Here is a 15852-nt window from a genome sequence, read left to right on the forward strand (position 1 = left end):
GCGTGGCACACACCTTCGAAGAACTGGTGCAGAAGCAGCGCGCGGCCGACGCGGCCCAGGCCACGGTCGAGGACCTGCGGGACACCTACGGACCGCCGGCCGAACGCCGGATGACGGGCGCCCAGTCGGGCACCTACGAGACCGCCCTGCGGGCCTGGCGCGACCTGGCCCGGGACGCGCAGACCGCGGTCAGCGAGTACGCCAAGGACACCGGCCGGCCGCGCCGCGAGGTCGAGGCCGAGGTCGAGCGGGCCGCGGCGGAGGAGGGTAGCTGAGGGTGCCGTGCGGCGCGCGGTGAGCGGTGCCGGCCGGCTGACCGGCGCCCACCGGCGCATCCGCGGCGCTCCGCCGGGTACCCGCCGGCCATGGACACAGCCATGTACGAAGCAGCGACGGGCGCTCAGGCCTTCGGATACGTCCTCATCCTGGTCGCCGGAGTGGCCCTGGTCGTCGGCATCATCTGGGCCTTCCGGCTGGGCTTCAAGGTGCGCGAGCGCGAACCGGCGCCGCCGCGCCCGGAGGAGCAGCCCAAGCTGCCGCCGTCGGGACCGGTCCGGGAGACCCGTGAGGTCCGTGAGCCGGACGAGGTGCCCCGGGCCACCGAAGAGGGCGAGCGTCTGACTCCCCATCAGCTCGGCAACGTCGGCACCCGGCGCGCCGACGACCAGAGCCGCCCCCGCTGGTCCCCCGGTTCCAGCGGGTCCTTCGGCGGCGGAGGCGGCGGCCGGACCTGAACCGGCGCGGGACGGCCCGCGTTTGCCGGGGCGCGGCCCGGGGACCCGCCCGGACACGGACGGTCCCCCGGGCCCTGACGGCCCAGACGGCCCCGGCAGCGATCCCGCGGTGGGCGGGAGACAGAGGGAAGATGAGTGACGTGACGGCGCGTGCCAGCGAGAAACCGGCCATACCCGACGAGACGGGCTGGGCCCAGGCCCGCCGACGGCGGGACCGGGGAGTACGGACCTGTCTGCCGGCGGTACTGGACCGCACGTCGGCGCGGTCCCAGGGCGCGGGCGCCGAGGACAACATCGTCCGCGGCGAGGACTGAACGACCGGGACGTCGTCCCGTTCGGCCTGTCCGGCCGCACGTGGCAGCCGTCGCCCGGCCCATATGGCAGTGGTCGCCCGGCCCATGTGGCAGTGGTCGCGCGGTCGCACGTGGCAGCCGTCGCCGTCCGCGGCGGTGCGCCGCGGCCCATGCGCTCTCGCCCCAGCCGCCGTGCGCTCTGAGGCCAGGCCGAGTGGCTTGTTCCCGTAGGTTCGGCCCAGCGCTGGAGGCGCGTGTCCTTCCCTTCCCCGAGGAGCCTGCCATGACCGATCCCACCATTGTTCTCGTCCACGGAGCGTTCGCGGACGCTTCTTCCTACGCCCCTGTCACCGCCCGGCTGCTGAAGCGCGGGTTCAAGGTCATCGCTCCCGGCGTGCCCAACCGCAGCCTGCTGGGTGACGCCGAGTACGTGGCGTCCGTCGTGCGCGGTGTCGAGGGGCCGGTGGTCCTCGTCGGTCACTCCTACGGCGGCGCCGTCATCACGATGGCCGGGACCGAGGACAACGTGAAGGCCCTGGTGTACCTCTCGGGGTACGCGCTCGAGGAGGGCGAGAGCCTGGGTGAGCTCCAGGGCGGCTTCCCCGACTCAAAGCTGGGCGCCGCTCTCGTCTACACGCCGTCGCCGCTGGCGGACTACGACGAGAAGAACCCTGACGTCACCGTCGACATCGAGAAGTTCCCCGAGGTTGTGGCCGCCGACGTGGACCCGGAGTTCGCCGCCGTGCTGGCGTCGTCGCAGCGTCCGCTGGCGGGTCTGGCGTTCGCCGAGAAGGCGACCGCCGCGGCCTGGAAGACGAAGCCGGCCTGGGCGGTCGTCTCCAGCTCCGACACGACCATCAATCCCGAGGTGGAGCGCTTCGGCTACCGCCGTGCCGGAATCGACTTCGTGGAGATCGACTCCTCGCACATGGTGATGCTCTCCCACCCCGACGAGGTCGTGGACATCATCGTGCAGGCGGTCGAAGCGACCAGGTGAGACCGTACGCGGCGCGGGCGGAGAGGCTTGCCGCCGATCCGCTCCCGCCGCGGCCGACGACGGTGTGAGCCGGGCGGGCTCCACGGGCCGGTGGCGCGGGGACCGCGCTCCGGTCAGCCGCGGGTCTTGGCGAGGAGGTCCGCGATCTCGGCGGCCGTGCCGCTCTCCCCGAGCCGCGGGAAGATCCGCTCGACGCTGTTGGCGTGCGCCCCGGCGTCGGCGTCGGCCATCGCGTCGGTGGCGAGCGTGACGTGGTAGCCGTGCGCGTAGGCGTCCCGGGCGGTGGACTCCACGCCGATGCTGGTGGCGATCCCGGTCAGCACGATCTGTGTGATCCCCCGGCGGCGCAGCTGGACATCCAGGTCGGTGCCGTGGAAGGCGCTCCAGTTGTGCTTGGTGACGTGGATGTCGCCGGGGTGGCCGGACAACTCGTCGACGATGACGTCCCAGCCCTCGGGGAAGGCGAGCCCGCGCGCCTGCCGTTCGGTGCGGCCGGGCACGGCGTCCGCCCCGTCGGCCGCGAAGGAGACCCGGACCAGGACCACGGGCAGCCCGTGGGAGCGGAAGGCGGCGGCGAGCCCGGCGGTGCGGGAGACGACCTCCGGGCCCGGGTACGGCTGGGTGGGCATGGCCACGATGCCGTTCTGGAGGTCGATCGCGACGAGGGCGGTACGGGGGTCGAGCGTGCTGAGCGACATCGGTCGGTCGGGCCTTTCGGGGGTTGCGGGGTGTGCCGGGCCGAGGGACGGCCGGGTTCGGTCGTGACCGGCCGCGCTGCGCGCCGGTCGACCGGGGGATTGCCCAAGGGGCACGTGGGTCGGGCCGGGCCGGGCCGCGACGTCCGGTGCGGTGCGTCGGGAGACCGTGCGTCGGGAGGCGGAGGACCACGCGCGGACCGGCCGGTGCGGTGCGGGGGGAACGCGGTGGCGGCGGCGGACGCGCACCGCGCGCCGGGACGGGCGGGGGTGCGGGGCGCCGAGCGGCACCCGGCCGCGCACGGCCGGGGACGGGTGGCCGCGCCGGTCGCCGGGCCCGTGCGTCGGCTCCGGTCGCCGCGCGCGGCCGCTCCGGGGCCGTGCGGTGGGTCTCACGATCACGGCCGGGACAGCCGTTCCATCAGCTCCAGCGCCGTGAGGACCGTCCGCCGCTCCTCCTCGGTGTAGCGGTCCTGGAAGGCGCGGGCCAGCCACTCCTCGCGCACCTGCCGGTTCCCCTCGACGCGCGCCCGGCCGGAGTCGGTCAGGGTGACGAGCTGCCGGCGGCCGTCGTCGGGGTCGGGGGCGCGGCGGACCAGTCCGTGCTGCTCCAGCGCGGCCAGCGTGGTGGCCATGGACTGCGGGCGCACCCCCTCGGCGGCGGCGAGCGCGCTGGCCGTGGCCGCGCCGTGCTTGCCCACCAGGGTGAGCGCCGACTCCTGCGAGGGGCTGAGGTCGGCGTCCTGCGCCACCTCCCGGATGCGGCGCCGCAGCCTGCTGAAGACGACGCGCAGGTCGCGCGCGGCACGCACGGCGGATTCGGAGATGTCGGCCATGGCGCCAGGCTATGACCGACAGTGCCACCTGTCCAGCCCAGACTGTTCAGCTTTGACTGTCTATTTGCCGGGTACTCGCCGGTCCTCGGAGAGCCGGCCGGACCGGACCGTCGGCGGCATCGTCGACGACTCCGGACGAGGGCGCCGGTCGATGACGGCGCCGGCACCCCCGGCGACACAGCAAGGGAGTCCAGATGACCTCTGCGGACAGGTCCGGCCTGGAGGCGGCCCTCCGCGCCGAGGTGGACGGAGAGGTCCGCTTCGACCCGGGCAGCCGCGGCGCCTACGTCACGGACGGTTCGAACTACCGGCAGGTCCCGATCGGCGTCGTCGTCCCCCGCACCGTGGAGGCGGGCGCACGGGCGGTGTCGGTGTGCGCGCGCTTCGACGCCCCCGTCCTCTCCCGGGGCGGCGGCACCAGCCTCGCGGGACAGTCGACCAACACCGCCGTCGTGATCGACTGGAGCAAGTACTGCACCGGCGTCCTCTCCGTCGACCCCGAGCGGCGCACCTGCGTGGTGGAGCCCGGCATCGTCCTGGACGAACTCAACCGGCACCTGGCCCGCCACCAGCTCCAGTTCGGCCCGAAGCCGTCCACCCACAGCCACTGCGCGCTCGGCGGCATGATCGGCAACAACTCCTGCGGCGCCTCCGCTCAGGCGTACGGCAAGACCGTCGACAACGTCCGGCGCCTGGAGATCCTCACCTACGACGGGCAGCGCGCCTGGGTCGGCCCCACCCCGCCCGACGAACGGGACCGGATCATCGCCGGCGGCGGCCGGCTCGCCGAGGTCTACGCCGGCCTCGACCGCATCGCCACCGAGTACCTGGCCGACATCCGCCGCGGCTACCCCAGGATCCCGCGCCGTGTCTCCGGCTACAACCTGGACTCCCTGCTGCCCGAGAACGGCTTCGACGTGGCCAGGGCGCTCGTCGGCAGCGAGGGCACCCTGGTGACCGTCCTGCGCGCCGAACTCGACCTCGTGCCCGTGCCGGCGTACCAGTCCCTGCTCGTCCTCGGCTACCCGGACATCTGCGCCGCCGCAGACGACGTGCCCCGCCTGCTGGAACACTGCTCGCCCACCCAACTGGAGGCCCTGGACGGCCGGATGGCCCAGCTGATGCGCGAGGAGGGCGCCTACCTGGACTCGCTCGCCATCCTCCCCCAGGGCGACAGCTGGCTGATGGTGCAGTACAGCGGCGACAGCCAGGACGACGTCGACGGACAGGCGCACGCCCTGCTGCACGCCGTCGGCCGCGACGAGCGGGACGCGAACGTCGCCTTCTCCGACGACCCCGAGCGCGAGCAGAAGATGCTCAGGGCCCGCGAGGCCGGACTCGGCGTCACCGCCCGCCCGCCGGACGACCGGGAGACCTGGGAGGGCTGGGAGGACTCCGCCGTGCCGCCCGAACGGCTCGGTGACTACCTGCGCGACCTCAAGCGGCTGTTCGAGGAGTTCGGCTACGACCACCCGTCCCTGTACGGCCACTTCGGCCAGGGCTGCGTCCACACCCGCATCCCCTTCGGCCTGAAGACCGCCGAGGGCGTGGCCGGCTTCCGGCGCTTCCTGGAACGCGCCGCCGACCTCGTCACCTCCTACGGCGGCTCCCTGTCCGGCGAGCACGGGGACGGCCAGGCCCGGGGCGAACTGCTCACCCGGATGTTCGGGCAGCGGCTGGTGACCGCGTTCGGTGAGCTGAAGGCGCTCTTCGACCCCGGCGACCGGATGAACCCCGGCAAGATCGTCCACCCCAACCCGGTCGACGGACAGCTGCGGCTCGGCCCCTCCTGGCGCCCGGCCACACCGGCGACGCACTTCGGGTTCCCCGAGGACGACCACTCCTTCAACCGCGCCGTGATGCGCTGCGTCGGCATCGGCAACTGCCGCGGCCACTCCGGCGGCGTCATGTGCCCCTCCTACCGGGCCACCATGGAGGAGGAGCACTCCACCCGCGGCCGGGCCCGGCTGCTGTTCGAGATGCTCGACGGACACGCGGACTCCGTGATCCGGGACGGCTGGCGCTCCACCGCCGTACACGACGCGCTCGACCTCTGCCTGGCCTGCAAGGGCTGCAAGTCCGACTGCCCCACCGGCGTCGACATGGCCACCCTCAAGGCGGAGTTCATGTCCCACCACTACGCGGGCCGGACGCGTCCCATGGCGCACTACTCCATGGGCTGGCTCCCGCTGTGGGCCCGGCTGTCACGCACCGCCCCCGCCCTGGTCAACTCCGCCCTGCACGCGCCCGGTCTGGCCCGCCTCGGCAAGCGGCTCGCCGGCGTCGACGGGGCCCGCCCGGCACCGGTGTTCGCCGAGAAGTCGTTCGTCCAGTGGTGGCGGGAGCGCGGCCGGGACGAACCGGACCCGGCCGACCCGCGCACGGTCCTGCTGTGGCCGGACACCTTCAGCAACCACTTCCACCCCGCCATCGCCAAGTCGGCCGTCCGCGTCCTTCAGGACGCCGGCTTCCGGGTCGCCGTCCCCACCGAGCCGGTGTGCTGTGGCCTGACCTGGATCTCCACCGGACAGCTCGCCACCGCCAAGAAGGTGCTGGCCCGCACCCTCGCGGTGCTGCGGCCCCACCTGGAGGCCGGCACGCCGGTCATCGGCCTGGAGCCCTCCTGCACGGCCGTCTTCCGCTCCGACGCGCCCGAGCTGCTCCCGGCCGACCAGGACGTCCAGCGGCTGGCCGGACAGGTCCGCACCTTCGCCGAACAGCTCGTCCACCACGCCCCCGACGGCTGGCGGCCACCGTCGCTCGCCCGGCGGGCCACCGTCCAGACCCACTGCCACCAGCACGCCGTCATGAAGTTCGACGCCGACCGCGAACTGATGCGCCGCGCCCACCTGGACGCCGAGGTGCTGGACGAGGGGTGCTGCGGCCTGGCCGGCAACTTCGGCTTCGAACGCGGCCACCACGAGGTGTCCATGGCCGTCGCCGAACAGGGCGTCCTGCCCGCCGTCCGCGGCACCGCCCCGGACAGCATGGTCCTCGCCGACGGCTTCAGCTGCCGCACCCAGATCGAACAGGGCGGCACCGGCCGCCGCGCGCTGCACCTCGCCGAGGCCCTGGCGTTCGGCTTGGCCGGCAACCTGCCCGGCGACCACCCGGAGCGGCTGGCCGTCCGCCCCGACCGGCCGTCCCGTACGGCCCGCTGGACGACCACCGCCACCGTGGCCGCCCTCGGCGCGGGCGCCGTGGGGGCGGCATCCCTGGGCGCGCTGCGCCGGCCGGGGAGGCGGCCATGAGCGACCGCCCGGCCGTCGACGCGCTCGACACCGCCGTCTACACCGTGCCCACCGACGCCCCCGAGGCGGACGGAACCCTCGCCTGGGACAGCACCACCCTCGTCCTGGTCACCGCCCGCTCCGGCACCACCACCGGGCTCGGCTACACCTACGCGCCCGCCGCCACCGCCCACGCCGTCCGCGAACTGCTCGCCGGCACCGTCACCGGCCTGTCCGCGTACGACGTCCCGCGCGCCAACGAACGGATGTGCCGGGCCGTGCGCAACGCCGGACTGCCCGGCCTCGCCGCCCAGGCCGTCGCCGCCGTCGACATCGCCCTGTGGGACCTCAAGGCCCGCCTGCTCGGCCTGCCCCTCGTCCACCTGCTGGGCGCCGCCCGCGACGACGTGCCGGTGTACGGCAGCGGCGGCTTCACCACCTACGACAGCGCCCGGCAGGAACGCCAGTTGCGCGGCTGGACCGAGGAGCAGGGCATCCCCCGCGTCAAGATCAAGATCGGGGAGTCGTGGGGCGCCCGGGAGGACCGCGACCTCCAGCGCGTCGCCCGCGCGCGGGCCGTCGTCGGCGACACGACGGAGCTGTACGTCGACGCCAACGGCGGCTACCGTGCCGGCCAGGCGGTCCGGGTCGCGGAGCGGCTCGCCGGCCAGGGCGTGACCTGGTTCGAGGAACCCGTCTCCGCCGACCACCTCACCCTCCTCGCGGACATCCGCGGCCGGGTCCCGCTCGACGTCGCCGCCGGCGAGTACGGCTACACCCTGCCGTACTTCGCGCACATGCTGGCCGCGGGAGCCGTCGACTGCCTCCAGGCCGACGTCACCCGGTGCGGCGGCATCACCGTCTGGCTGCGCGCCGCCGCGCTCGCCCACGCGCACGGACTCGACGTCTCCGGGCACTGCGCGCCGCACGCCCACGCCCACGTGGCCGCCGCCGTGCCCAACCTGCGCCACCTGGAGTGGTTCCACGACCACGTGCGCATCGAACGGCTCCTGTTCGACGGTGTCCTCGACCCCGGCGGCGGCAGCGTCACACCCGGCGCCGACGGGACACCCGGACTCGGCCTGACCCTCGCGGCGGAGCGGGCCGCGCCGTACCGGGTGGAGTGAGCCGGACAGCGTTTCCCCGGCGCCGTCCGCCGGAATGTGTCCGCCGGAACGTGTCTCCCGAAGGACCCGAAGGAGAGGACCATGCCCACCACCGTCGTCATCACCGGTGCCAGCGCCGGCATCGGCCGTGCCACCGCCCGCCTCTACGCCCGGCGCGGCGCGAACGTCGTCCTGGTCGCGCGCGGCGAGGGCGGCCTGGCGGCGGCGGCAGACGAGGTCGCGGCGCTCGGCGGGCGGCCCCTGGTCCAGGTGGCCGACGCGGCCGACGCCGGGCAGCTGGAGGCGGCCGCCGAGGCCGCGGAGCGGGCGTTCGGCCCGGTCGACGTCTGGGTCAACTGCGCGTTCTCCACGGTGTTCGCACCGTTCGAGGAGATCACCGCCGAGGAGTTCAAGCGGGTCACCGAGGTGACGTACCTGGGCTTCGTCAACGGCACCCGCTCGGCCCTGACCCGCATGCTGCCCCGCGACCGGGGCACGATCGTGCAGGTCGGCTCCGCGCTCGGCGAGCGGTCGATCCCGCTCCAGTCGGCGTACTGCGGGGCCAAGCACGCCATCAACGGCTTCACCTCCTCCCTGCGCACGGAACTGCTGCACCGCGGCAGCGGCGTGCACGTCACCGTCGCGCAGATGCCCGCGGTCAACACGCCCCAGTTCCAGTGGGTGCGCTCCCGGCTGTCGAAGCACCCCATGCCGGTGCCGCCGATCTACCAGCCCGAGGTCGCCGCGCGAGGCGTGCTGTACGCCGCCGACCACCCGGGCCGCAAGCAGTACTACATCGGTGCCAGCACCGCGGCCACCGTCTGGGCCAACCGCCTCGCCCCGGCACTGCTCGACCGCTACCTGGCCCGCACCGGCGTCGACTCCCAGCAGAGCGACGGCATCCCGCCCGCCGACCTGGACAACCTCTTCGAACCGGTCGACCGCACACGCGCCGACGACCAGGGCGCGCACGGCGCCTTCGACGCGCGCTCGCACGGCCACTCCTGGCAGGAGATCCTGATCCGGCACCCCGCCGTCACCGCCCTGGGCGCGGGCGCCGCCGTGCTGGGCACCGTGCGCGGCATCCGCCGCCTGGCCTCCTGACCGGCACGGGCGGAACGGCGTGCGCCTCCTCCTCCTGTCCGACACACACCTGCCCAAGCGCGCCAAGCGGCTCCCGGAGCAGCTCCTCGCCGAACTCCCGCACGCGGACGTCGTGCTGCACGCCGGGGACTGGGTGGACACCGCCACCCTGGACCTGCTGGAGAGCCGCAGCCGCCGGCTGATCGGGGTCTACGGCAACAACGACGGCCCCGAGCTGCGCGCCCGCCTCCCCGAGGTGGCCCGCGCCGAACTCGGCGGCCTGCGCTTCGGCGTCGTCCACGAGACCGGCCCCGCCCAGGGCCGCGAGGCCCGCTGCGCCGCCCGCTTCCCCGACCTGGACGTCCTGGTCTTCGGGCACAGCCACATCCCCTGGGACAGCACCGCCCCCGGCGGCCTGCGGCTGCTCAACCCCGGCTCCCCGACCGACCGCCGCCGCCAGCCCCACTGCACCTACCTCACGGCGACGGCCGCCGACGGCGCCCTCACCGAGGTGATCCTGCACCGGCTGCCACGGCGCCAGGGGCCGTGACATCATCCCCGGATGATCAACAGCCCCGGCATACCCCCCGTCGTACCCGCCGGCCGGCTCGCCCACCGCGACCAGCCCGTGCTGCCGCTGCCCGGCGGCCTTCAGCTGCGGCCCTGGCGGCTCGACGACGCCGACGCCGACGCCCTGCACACCGCCGGACAGGACCCGGCGATCAGCCACTGGAACCTCTTCTCCGTCGGCAGCCGGGACGAGGCCCGCGCCCGAATCGAACGCCTGCACGCGCGCCGTCGGGCCGAGACCGGGGTGGTCTGGGCCGTCGCCCCGCCCGGCGGCGCGCCCCTCGGGCTCGCCGGCCTGGGCGACGTCGACCTGGCGGGCGGCACCGCCGAGGTCGTCTACTGGGTCCTGCCCGGGGCGCGCGGCGGCGGCATCGCGGTCGCGGCGGCCCGGCGGCTCAGCCGCTGGGCCCTGGCCGACCTGGGGCTGCACCGGCTGGTGCTGTGCCACTCGACGGCCAACCCCGCCTCCTGCCGGGTGGCCGGGAAGGCCGGGTTCAGCTACGAGGGCACCAGGCGCGGTGCCCTGCTGCACGCCGACGGCTGGCACGACCTGCACCAGCACGCCCGCGTCGCCGGAGACCCCGAGTAGCGGCACCCGGGGAGCCGCCGGGCGGGGCGGTTCCGCACCACCCCGGGACGACGCCGGGGGAGAACGGCGCGGAGGCGGGCCGAGCGCCCCGGAAGGGCTTCAGACCCCTCCCCGGGGGTGGATCGCCCCGCTCGTCCGGCTCAGCGGCGCCCCCGTGCCGCCCCGGCACAGGGCCACCACCTCCGCCGCCACCGACACCGCCACCTCCTCCGGGGTGCGCGCCCCGAGGTCCAGACCGACCGGGGAGCGCAGCCGGGCCAGCTCCCCGTCCGTCAGGCCGGCCCCGACCAGCCTGCGCAACCGGTCGTCGTGGGTGCGCCGGCTGCCCATCGCCCCGACGTACGCCGCCGGTCGCCGCAGCGCCTCCCGCAGCACCGGCACGTCGAACCTCGGGTCGTGGGTCAGGACGCAGATCACCGTCCGGCCGTCGGTGCGCGTGCCGCGCAGATACCGGTGCGGCCAGTCCACGACGACCTCCACGTCCTCCGGGAACCGCCGGGGCGTGGCGAACACCGGCCGGGCGTCGCACACGGTCACCCGGTAGCCGAGGAAGCGCCCGATCCGGGCCACGGCGACGGCGTAGTCGACGGCGCCGAACACCAGCATGCGCGGCGGCGGCGCGAAGGACTGCACGAACACCGTGACGGTGTCCTCGCGCCGCTCCCCGTGCGGCCCGTAGCGCCTCAGGCCGGTGGCGCCGAGGGCGGGTCCGCCGCGCGCGTCGGCGGCGACGGCGGCGTCCAGCCCCCGCGTGCCCAGGCCGCCGGCGGCGGTCCGCGGCCACACCGCGAGGGTGGCGCCGCGTGCCGCCGGCCCGTCGACCACCGTGGCCAGGGTGACCGGCTCACCGCCGGTGACGGACGCGACGACCGCCCCGAACGCCGGGTCCCGGGCCGGGGTCACCTGACGTACCAGCACCGTGATCTCGCCCCCGCAGGGGAGCCCGGCGGCGAAGGCGTCCTCGTCGCCGTAGCCGAACGTCTCCAGCCGTGCCGTGCCGCCCTCGGCGACCTCCCGGGCCAGGTCGAACACCGCGCCCTCGGCACAGCCGCCGGACACGCCGCCGACCGCCTCGCCGTCCGGGCCGACCGCCAGCGCCGCACCGGGACCGCGCGGTGCGCCGCGGCTCACCGCGACGACCGTGGCCAGCCCGAACGGCACCCGGGCGGCGTACCACCGGCCCAGCACCGCGAGAATCTCACGCATGGCCCGCTCCTCGCCCGGTCCGGCGGGGCGTCCGGCCGGACCCCGTTCCGTCGCCCCTCAAGGACACGACACTCCGGGCGCCCGCTCGATCCGGGGGCGCCATGGCCGGCGGCGCGTCGCCGGCCGTGGCGAGGTGGCCTCCGGTGCGAGTGGGGGCGCCCCGGAGGCCACGATCTCATGATGGGCCGTCAGCCGCCGTTCGGACCCGTCCAGCCCTCCGGTACGTGTCCCAGCCGGACGCGCTGCGGGTGGTCGCCGACCGGGATCGACGCGACCTTGCGGCCGGTGGCGAAGTCGATGGCCGTCACCTGGTCGGCGCCGCTCTCGGAGATGACGCAGTCCTCGCCGTCCCCGCTCACCGTCGCCCAGTACGGCTTGGACGCCGTGACCAGCGGTCCCTCCTGGAGCGAGGCCCGGTCGACCACGGTCGCGTAGTCGTCCATGGTGCCCGCGACGCACAGTTTGGTGCCCTGGGGGTTCATCGAGATGCCGTGGTGCCGGGAGTCGTTGACCCAGGTGGTGCGGTCCTCGCTGGTCGCCGGGTTCTTCGGCAGCGTCTTCATCCGGGTGATCTTGTCGGTGGCGACGTCGTACTCCAGGAAGCCGTTGAAGAACGACACCTGGAAGTAGAGCGTGGACTCGTCGGGGGAGAACACGGCGGGGCGGACCGCGTCGGAGAAGTCCTTCAGCCCGAACGCGTCCAGCCGCTGCCGCATGTCGATGACCTTGACCTGCTTGTACGTCGTCGCGTCCACGACCGTGATGTGCCGGTCGCCCTTGGTCCAGTCCCAGCCGGGATCGTCCAGCGCGGTGTTGACGTCACCGATCGACATGTTCCAGATGTACTTGCCGTCCTTGGTGAAGATGTTCTCGTGCGGCTTGTCGCCGGTCTTGAACGACCCGAGCTGTCTGCCGGTGACGATGTCCAGCACGTGCACGGTGTTGCCGGTCGAGGCGGAGACCGCCACCCGGGTGCCGTCCGGGGAGACCGCCATGTGGTCGGCGCGGTAACCGGAGACCGGGAAACGCCAGTTGATCTTCCCGGTGGCCAGGTCGACGGAGACGACGTCGGCGAAGCTGGGCCGGGACACCACCACCGACCGGCCGTCCGGGGTGGAGTACATGTCGTCGGCGAACTGGTCGTGGCCCTCGCCGACGCCGTTGCGGATCGCCTGGAAGTAGATCCACTTGACCGGGTCGGCGTTGATCTCCGCCATCCGCGCGTCCTTGTCCGGGACGACGCTGATCCGGCCGATCTTCGCGAAGTCGCCGGAGGACCGGATGACATCGGCGGTGCCGTCCCAGTTGTTGCCGACGAACAGCACCTCGCGCAGCCCGCCGGAGGCGGCGGGGCTTGCGGAGGCCGCGGTCACGGGACCGGCGACGGTCAGGGCGAGGGCGGCGGCCACGGAGCACAGGTGCCTGGTTCTGGAGGCGGCCATGACGGCTCTCTTTCCTCGGGGGAATCTGAACACGGGCGCTTTCACAGTGAACTTACTGAAAAGTAAGGAGAGGGCGGCCTTCTCGACAAGATGTGTGCACGACAAGATTGGACGACCGGCGGCACGGCGGAGGGGGACGCGTGGAGGGCAGGCTCAGAGCGCCGACGGGACGCTACGGCGGCCGGTCCGCGGCGGAGCGGCAGGCCGAGCGGCGCCGCCGCTTCCTGGACGCGGCGCTGCGGCTGTTCGGTGACACCCCCGGCTACCGGGGCACCACGGTCGCCGCGCTGAGCCAGGCCGCGGGCCTGTCCACGCGCCAGTTCTACGAGGAGTTCCGCACCCTGGAGGACGTCCTCGCCGCGCTGCACCTCCAGGTCAACGGCTGGGCCGAGCAGGCCGTGCTGGACGCCCTCGCCGCCGCGGACGGCCTGCCGCTGGCGGACCGCGCCACCGTGCTCTTCCGCGCCTACGCCCGCGGCGTCACCCGCGACCCGCGCCGCATCCGCATCGCCTTCCTGGAGGTGATCGGCGTCAGCCCCCGCCTGGAGGAGCAGCGCCTCGCCCGGCGGGCCCGCTGGGTCGACCTCATCCGCGCCGAGGCGGACGCGGCCGTGGCCCGCGGGGAGGCGGCGCCCCGCGACTACCGCCTCGCGGCCACGGCCTTCATCGGCAGCGTCAACGGCCTGTTGCACGACTGGAGCGCCGGCTGGGTGGACGCCACCCTGGACGAGGTGGTGGACGAACTGGTGCGGCTGCTGCTGGGGATGCTCCGCCCGGACGGATGGCGCCCCGCGACCGGCTGACCGCCGCGTCCCCGGGCCCTCGGCGGCGCGGCCCGGCTCGGCGCGCGTGACAGGGCCGGAACTGGTCTGCTGGGGAGGAAGGCCCTCGCACCCGTCCCTTCGGAGAAAGCCATGAGCACCTATCGAGTCGCGCAGGTGACCGCGCCGAACGGCAGCTTCGAGCTGGTCGAGCGCGAGGTCCGGCAGCCGGGCCCGGGCCACGTCAGGATCGCCGTCGACGCGTGCGGGATCTGCCACAGCGACGCCCTCTTCATCAGCGCCGGACTGCCGGGCACCACGTTCCCGGAGGTGGCCGGGCACGAGATCGCCGGACGGCTGGAGGAACTGGGCGAGGGCGTGGAGGAGCGCGGCTGGCGGGTGGGCGACCGGGTGGCGGTCGGCTGGTTCGGCGGCGCGTGCGGCCACTGCGGGCCCTGCCGCCAGGGCGACTTCATCGTCTGCCACAACCTGAAGGTCCCGGGCTGGGCCTACGACGGCGGCTTCGGCGAGAAGGTCGTCGCACCCGTCGACGCCCTGGCCCGCGTGCCCGACGGGCTGGCCGCGACCGACGCCGGGCCGATGGCCTGCGCGGGCGTGACCACGTTCAACGGCCTGCGGCGCAGCTCCGCCCGGCCCGGCGACCTGGTCGCGGTGCTCGGCCTCGGCGGCCTGGGCCACCTCGGTGTGCAGTACGCGGCGGCGATGGGCTTCGAGACGGTGGGCATCGCCCGGGGCGCCGGGAAGGCCGACTTCGCCAAGCAGCTCGGCGCCCACCACTACGTCGACAGCACCTCCGGCACCCCCGTGGCCGAGGCCCTGCGCTCCCTCGGCGGCGCCAAGGTCGTCCTGGCCACCGCCGGGAACTCCGAGGCCATCACGGCCACCGTGGACGGCCTGGCCCCGCGCGGCGAACTGGTGGCCATCGGCGCGGACACCACACCGCTCGGCATCAGCCCCGCCCAGTTGCTCATGACCGGCCGGATCGTGCGCGGCCACCCGTCCGGCACCGCGCGGGACGTGGAGGACACCATGGCCTTCAGCGCCCTGCACGGCATCCGCCCGATGACCGAGAGCGTGCCGCTGGAGCAGGTCGGAGAGGCGTACGACAAGATGCTCGCCGGCGCCGCCCGGTTCCGCATGGTGCTCACTCCGGGCTGACCCGGTCAGCCGCCGCTCCGCAGGGTGCTCACTCCGGGCTGCCTCGGTCAGCCGTCCAGCTGTCCAGCCGCGCCACCGTCGCCGGCACCGGGGTGGCCCCGTCCCCGCCCCGGACCCGCGCCCCCGGCGCCGCGGCCCGCCGCCGGTACGCGGGGTCCCGGGTGCCCCGGACCAGCGCCGCCGCCGGCGCGTCCACGGTCAGCCGGCGCAGCGATACGGCGGCCGGGGCGACCCCGGGCGCGACCCCGGGCGGCCCGGAAACCTGCGTCGAACCGGACCGGCACCGGCACGGCAGGCACCCGGCGCGCAGCCCGGCCGCCGTGGTGCCCGCGCCCGCGTGATGGACGACGGCGGCCGTCCACCGGAAGAGCGGCGAGTGCGGCACCTCGCCGACGGTCGGCATGTGGTCCCCGTCGGCCGCGTGCCCGCCCCGGCCGCGCTGGATCACCCCGCGCAGCGCGGCCCGCCGCAGCAGCGCCGCCACCACCCGCGCGCCGAGCCGCCCGGCGTCCGGCACGGTGGCGCCCCAGCCCGACAGACCAGGGGCGGCCCCGCGTCCAGGAACTGCCCGGGAAGCCGGGCCCCGGTGTCGTACGGCCACCGGTAGCCGCCGATGCCCGGACCGGTCCGCCCTTCCCCGGGCCGGGGCACGACCAGGGGCTGAAGCCGTGGCGCACGGGCCGGTGCCGCCGCTCCAGGGGGCCCACCGCGCGGCGGCGGCCCCGCCCCGGTCACCGCCGCCGCACGACGTCACACGCCTGCGCGCTGCCTCCGGGAGGCCGCGTCCCTCCCCACCGACCGGCACGCACCACCCCTGGACGGTGCCCCGGCCCGGCGCCGGTCGAGGTCAGCGTCCGGCGTGGCCGAGGCGCCGGTCCGCCGGTCCGGACGCCCGGCGGACGCGGACGGGAGGCGGAGAAGCGATGACGCACACGACGGACCACCGCGCGGCGAGGCGCGGTGCCCTCCTGCGGACCGTCCCGGCCGGCGCCCTCGGCCGGGAGAGCGCGCGCGGGCGCGGCAGTTCCTGTCCGCCGGGCTGTGGCGCCCCGCCTCACGGCCCGCGTCCGGCGTCGACCGGGCGCCCTTACGCCCCCGCGGCCCCTTTGCGCGCCGCGCTCACCGGTGCCG

Annotated in this window: 15 protein-coding genes and 1 pseudogene; 11 read left to right on the top strand and 5 right to left on the bottom strand. The window is 75.0% G+C overall.

The window, feature by feature from the left end:
* Window positions 1-2: 2 nt before the first annotated feature.
* The 4 genes from IF37_RS0110920 to IF37_RS0110935 all read left to right on the top strand — a co-directional run bounded on the left by IF37_RS0110920 (window position 3) and on the right by IF37_RS0110935 (window position 2024).
* Window positions 3-275 carry a hypothetical protein gene (locus IF37_RS0110920; protein ID WP_030739807.1) on the top strand — a complete coding sequence of 91 codons (273 nt, stop codon included), beginning with the start codon at window positions 3-5 and terminating at the stop codon, window positions 273-275.
* Between the two features lie 102 nt (window positions 276-377).
* Entirely contained in the window at window positions 378-734 is a 357-nt protein-coding gene (locus IF37_RS0110925; protein WP_037856228.1) for a DUF6479 family protein, read from the top strand.
* Window positions 735-865: 131 nt separating this feature from the next.
* The gene (locus tag IF37_RS43515; protein WP_106981751.1) at window positions 866-1048 is read left to right on the top strand and encodes a hypothetical protein; all 183 of its coding nucleotides are present in this window, start codon (window positions 866-868) and stop codon (window positions 1046-1048) included.
* A gap of 262 nt (window positions 1049-1310) precedes the next feature.
* Window positions 1311-2024 (top strand): alpha/beta fold hydrolase, encoded by a 714-nt coding sequence (locus IF37_RS0110935; protein ID WP_030739809.1) that lies wholly within the window; start codon window positions 1311-1313, stop codon window positions 2022-2024.
* Window positions 2025-2137: 113 nt separating this feature from the next.
* Here IF37_RS0110935 and IF37_RS0110940 read toward each other — a convergent pair whose 3' ends face one another.
* Both IF37_RS0110940 and IF37_RS0110945 read right to left on the bottom strand, forming a co-directional pair.
* Window positions 2138-2722 carry an isochorismatase family protein gene (locus IF37_RS0110940; protein WP_030739810.1) on the bottom strand — a complete coding sequence of 195 codons (585 nt, stop codon included), beginning with the start codon at window positions 2720-2722 and terminating at the stop codon, window positions 2138-2140.
* 395 nt (window positions 2723-3117) lie between these two features.
* On the bottom strand, window positions 3118-3555 hold the full coding sequence (locus IF37_RS0110945; protein ID WP_030739811.1) for a MarR family winged helix-turn-helix transcriptional regulator: 438 nt from the start codon (window positions 3553-3555) through the stop codon (window positions 3118-3120).
* A gap of 194 nt (window positions 3556-3749) precedes the next feature.
* Between IF37_RS0110945 and IF37_RS0110950 the strand changes: the two genes are divergently transcribed.
* The 5 genes from IF37_RS0110950 (at window position 3750) to IF37_RS0110970 (ending at window position 10133) form a co-directional block, all read left to right on the top strand.
* Window positions 3750-6806, top strand: a complete 3057-nt coding sequence (locus tag IF37_RS0110950; RefSeq protein ID WP_030739813.1) for an FAD-binding and (Fe-S)-binding domain-containing protein — start codon at window positions 3750-3752, stop codon at window positions 6804-6806.
* Window positions 6803-7912: an enolase C-terminal domain-like protein gene (locus IF37_RS0110955; RefSeq protein WP_030739815.1), complete on the top strand. Its 1110-nt coding sequence runs from the start codon at window positions 6803-6805 to the stop codon at window positions 7910-7912. Before IF37_RS0110950 ends, IF37_RS0110955 begins: the two co-directional genes overlap by 4 nt.
* 81 nt (window positions 7913-7993) lie before the next feature.
* Window positions 7994-8995 carry an SDR family oxidoreductase gene (locus IF37_RS0110960; RefSeq protein WP_030739817.1) on the top strand — a complete coding sequence of 334 codons (1002 nt, stop codon included), beginning with the start codon at window positions 7994-7996 and terminating at the stop codon, window positions 8993-8995.
* A 19-nt stretch (window positions 8996-9014) separates the two neighbouring features.
* Window positions 9015-9524 carry a metallophosphoesterase gene (locus tag IF37_RS0110965; protein ID WP_030739819.1) on the top strand — a complete coding sequence of 170 codons (510 nt, stop codon included), beginning with the start codon at window positions 9015-9017 and terminating at the stop codon, window positions 9522-9524.
* Between the two features lie 12 nt (window positions 9525-9536).
* The gene (locus IF37_RS0110970) at window positions 9537-10133 is read left to right on the top strand and encodes a GNAT family N-acetyltransferase (RefSeq protein WP_030739822.1); all 597 of its coding nucleotides are present in this window, start codon (window positions 9537-9539) and stop codon (window positions 10131-10133) included.
* Between the two features lie 99 nt (window positions 10134-10232).
* Here the strand turns inward: IF37_RS0110970 and IF37_RS0110975 are convergent, their stop codons facing one another.
* Window positions 10233-11339, bottom strand: coding sequence for an XdhC family protein (locus IF37_RS0110975; RefSeq protein ID WP_030739824.1), 1107 nt, complete (start codon window positions 11337-11339; stop codon window positions 10233-10235).
* A gap of 188 nt (window positions 11340-11527) precedes the next feature.
* Window positions 11528-12781 (bottom strand): YncE family protein, encoded by a 1254-nt coding sequence (locus IF37_RS0110980; RefSeq protein ID WP_030739827.1) that lies wholly within the window; start codon window positions 12779-12781, stop codon window positions 11528-11530.
* A 140-nt stretch (window positions 12782-12921) separates the two neighbouring features.
* Here IF37_RS0110980 and IF37_RS0110985 point away from each other — a divergent pair, with 140 nt between their 5' ends.
* Window positions 12922-13584: a TetR/AcrR family transcriptional regulator gene (locus IF37_RS0110985; protein ID WP_030739830.1), complete on the top strand. Its 663-nt coding sequence runs from the start codon at window positions 12922-12924 to the stop codon at window positions 13582-13584.
* Window positions 13585-13695: 111 nt separating this feature from the next.
* Window positions 13696-14721 carry an alcohol dehydrogenase catalytic domain-containing protein gene (locus tag IF37_RS0110990; protein ID WP_030739833.1) on the top strand — a complete coding sequence of 342 codons (1026 nt, stop codon included), beginning with the start codon at window positions 13696-13698 and terminating at the stop codon, window positions 14719-14721.
* A gap of 28 nt (window positions 14722-14749) precedes the next feature.
* On the opposite strand, the pseudogene IF37_RS39240 reads toward IF37_RS0110990, so the two are convergent.
* Window positions 14750-15416, bottom strand: a pseudogene (locus IF37_RS39240) (glycosyltransferase); the annotation flags it as partial.
* Window positions 15417-15852 lie beyond the last annotated feature (436 nt).

The organism is Streptomyces sp. NRRL S-31, assembly GCF_000718775.1.
In the GTDB taxonomy this organism is placed as follows: domain Bacteria; phylum Actinomycetota; class Actinomycetes; order Streptomycetales; family Streptomycetaceae; genus Streptomyces.

Coding starts and splice junctions, on each gene's coding strand:
- IF37_RS0110955 (WP_030739815.1), top strand. CDS start 6,803: ATGAGCGACCGCCCGGCCGTCGACGCGCTCGACACCGCCGTCTACACC.
- IF37_RS0110950 (WP_030739813.1), top strand. CDS start 3,750: ATGACCTCTGCGGACAGGTCCGGCCTGGAGGCGGCCCTCCGCGCCGAG.
- IF37_RS0110925 (WP_037856228.1), top strand. CDS start 378: ATGTACGAAGCAGCGACGGGCGCTCAGGCCTTCGGATACGTCCTCATC.
- IF37_RS0110960 (WP_030739817.1), top strand. CDS start 7,994: ATGCCCACCACCGTCGTCATCACCGGTGCCAGCGCCGGCATCGGCCGT.
- IF37_RS0110935 (WP_030739809.1), top strand. CDS start 1,311: ATGACCGATCCCACCATTGTTCTCGTCCACGGAGCGTTCGCGGACGCT.
- IF37_RS0110990 (WP_030739833.1), top strand. CDS start 13,696: ATGAGCACCTATCGAGTCGCGCAGGTGACCGCGCCGAACGGCAGCTTC.
- IF37_RS43515 (WP_106981751.1), top strand. CDS start 866: ATGAGTGACGTGACGGCGCGTGCCAGCGAGAAACCGGCCATACCCGAC.
- IF37_RS0110940 (WP_030739810.1), bottom strand. CDS start 2,722: ATGTCGCTCAGCACGCTCGACCCCCGTACCGCCCTCGTCGCGATCGAC.
- IF37_RS0110980 (WP_030739827.1), bottom strand. CDS start 12,781: ATGGCCGCCTCCAGAACCAGGCACCTGTGCTCCGTGGCCGCCGCCCTC.
- IF37_RS0110975 (WP_030739824.1), bottom strand. CDS start 11,339: ATGCGTGAGATTCTCGCGGTGCTGGGCCGGTGGTACGCCGCCCGGGTG.
- IF37_RS0110970 (WP_030739822.1), top strand. CDS start 9,537: ATGATCAACAGCCCCGGCATACCCCCCGTCGTACCCGCCGGCCGGCTC.
- IF37_RS0110945 (WP_030739811.1), bottom strand. CDS start 3,555: ATGGCCGACATCTCCGAATCCGCCGTGCGTGCCGCGCGCGACCTGCGC.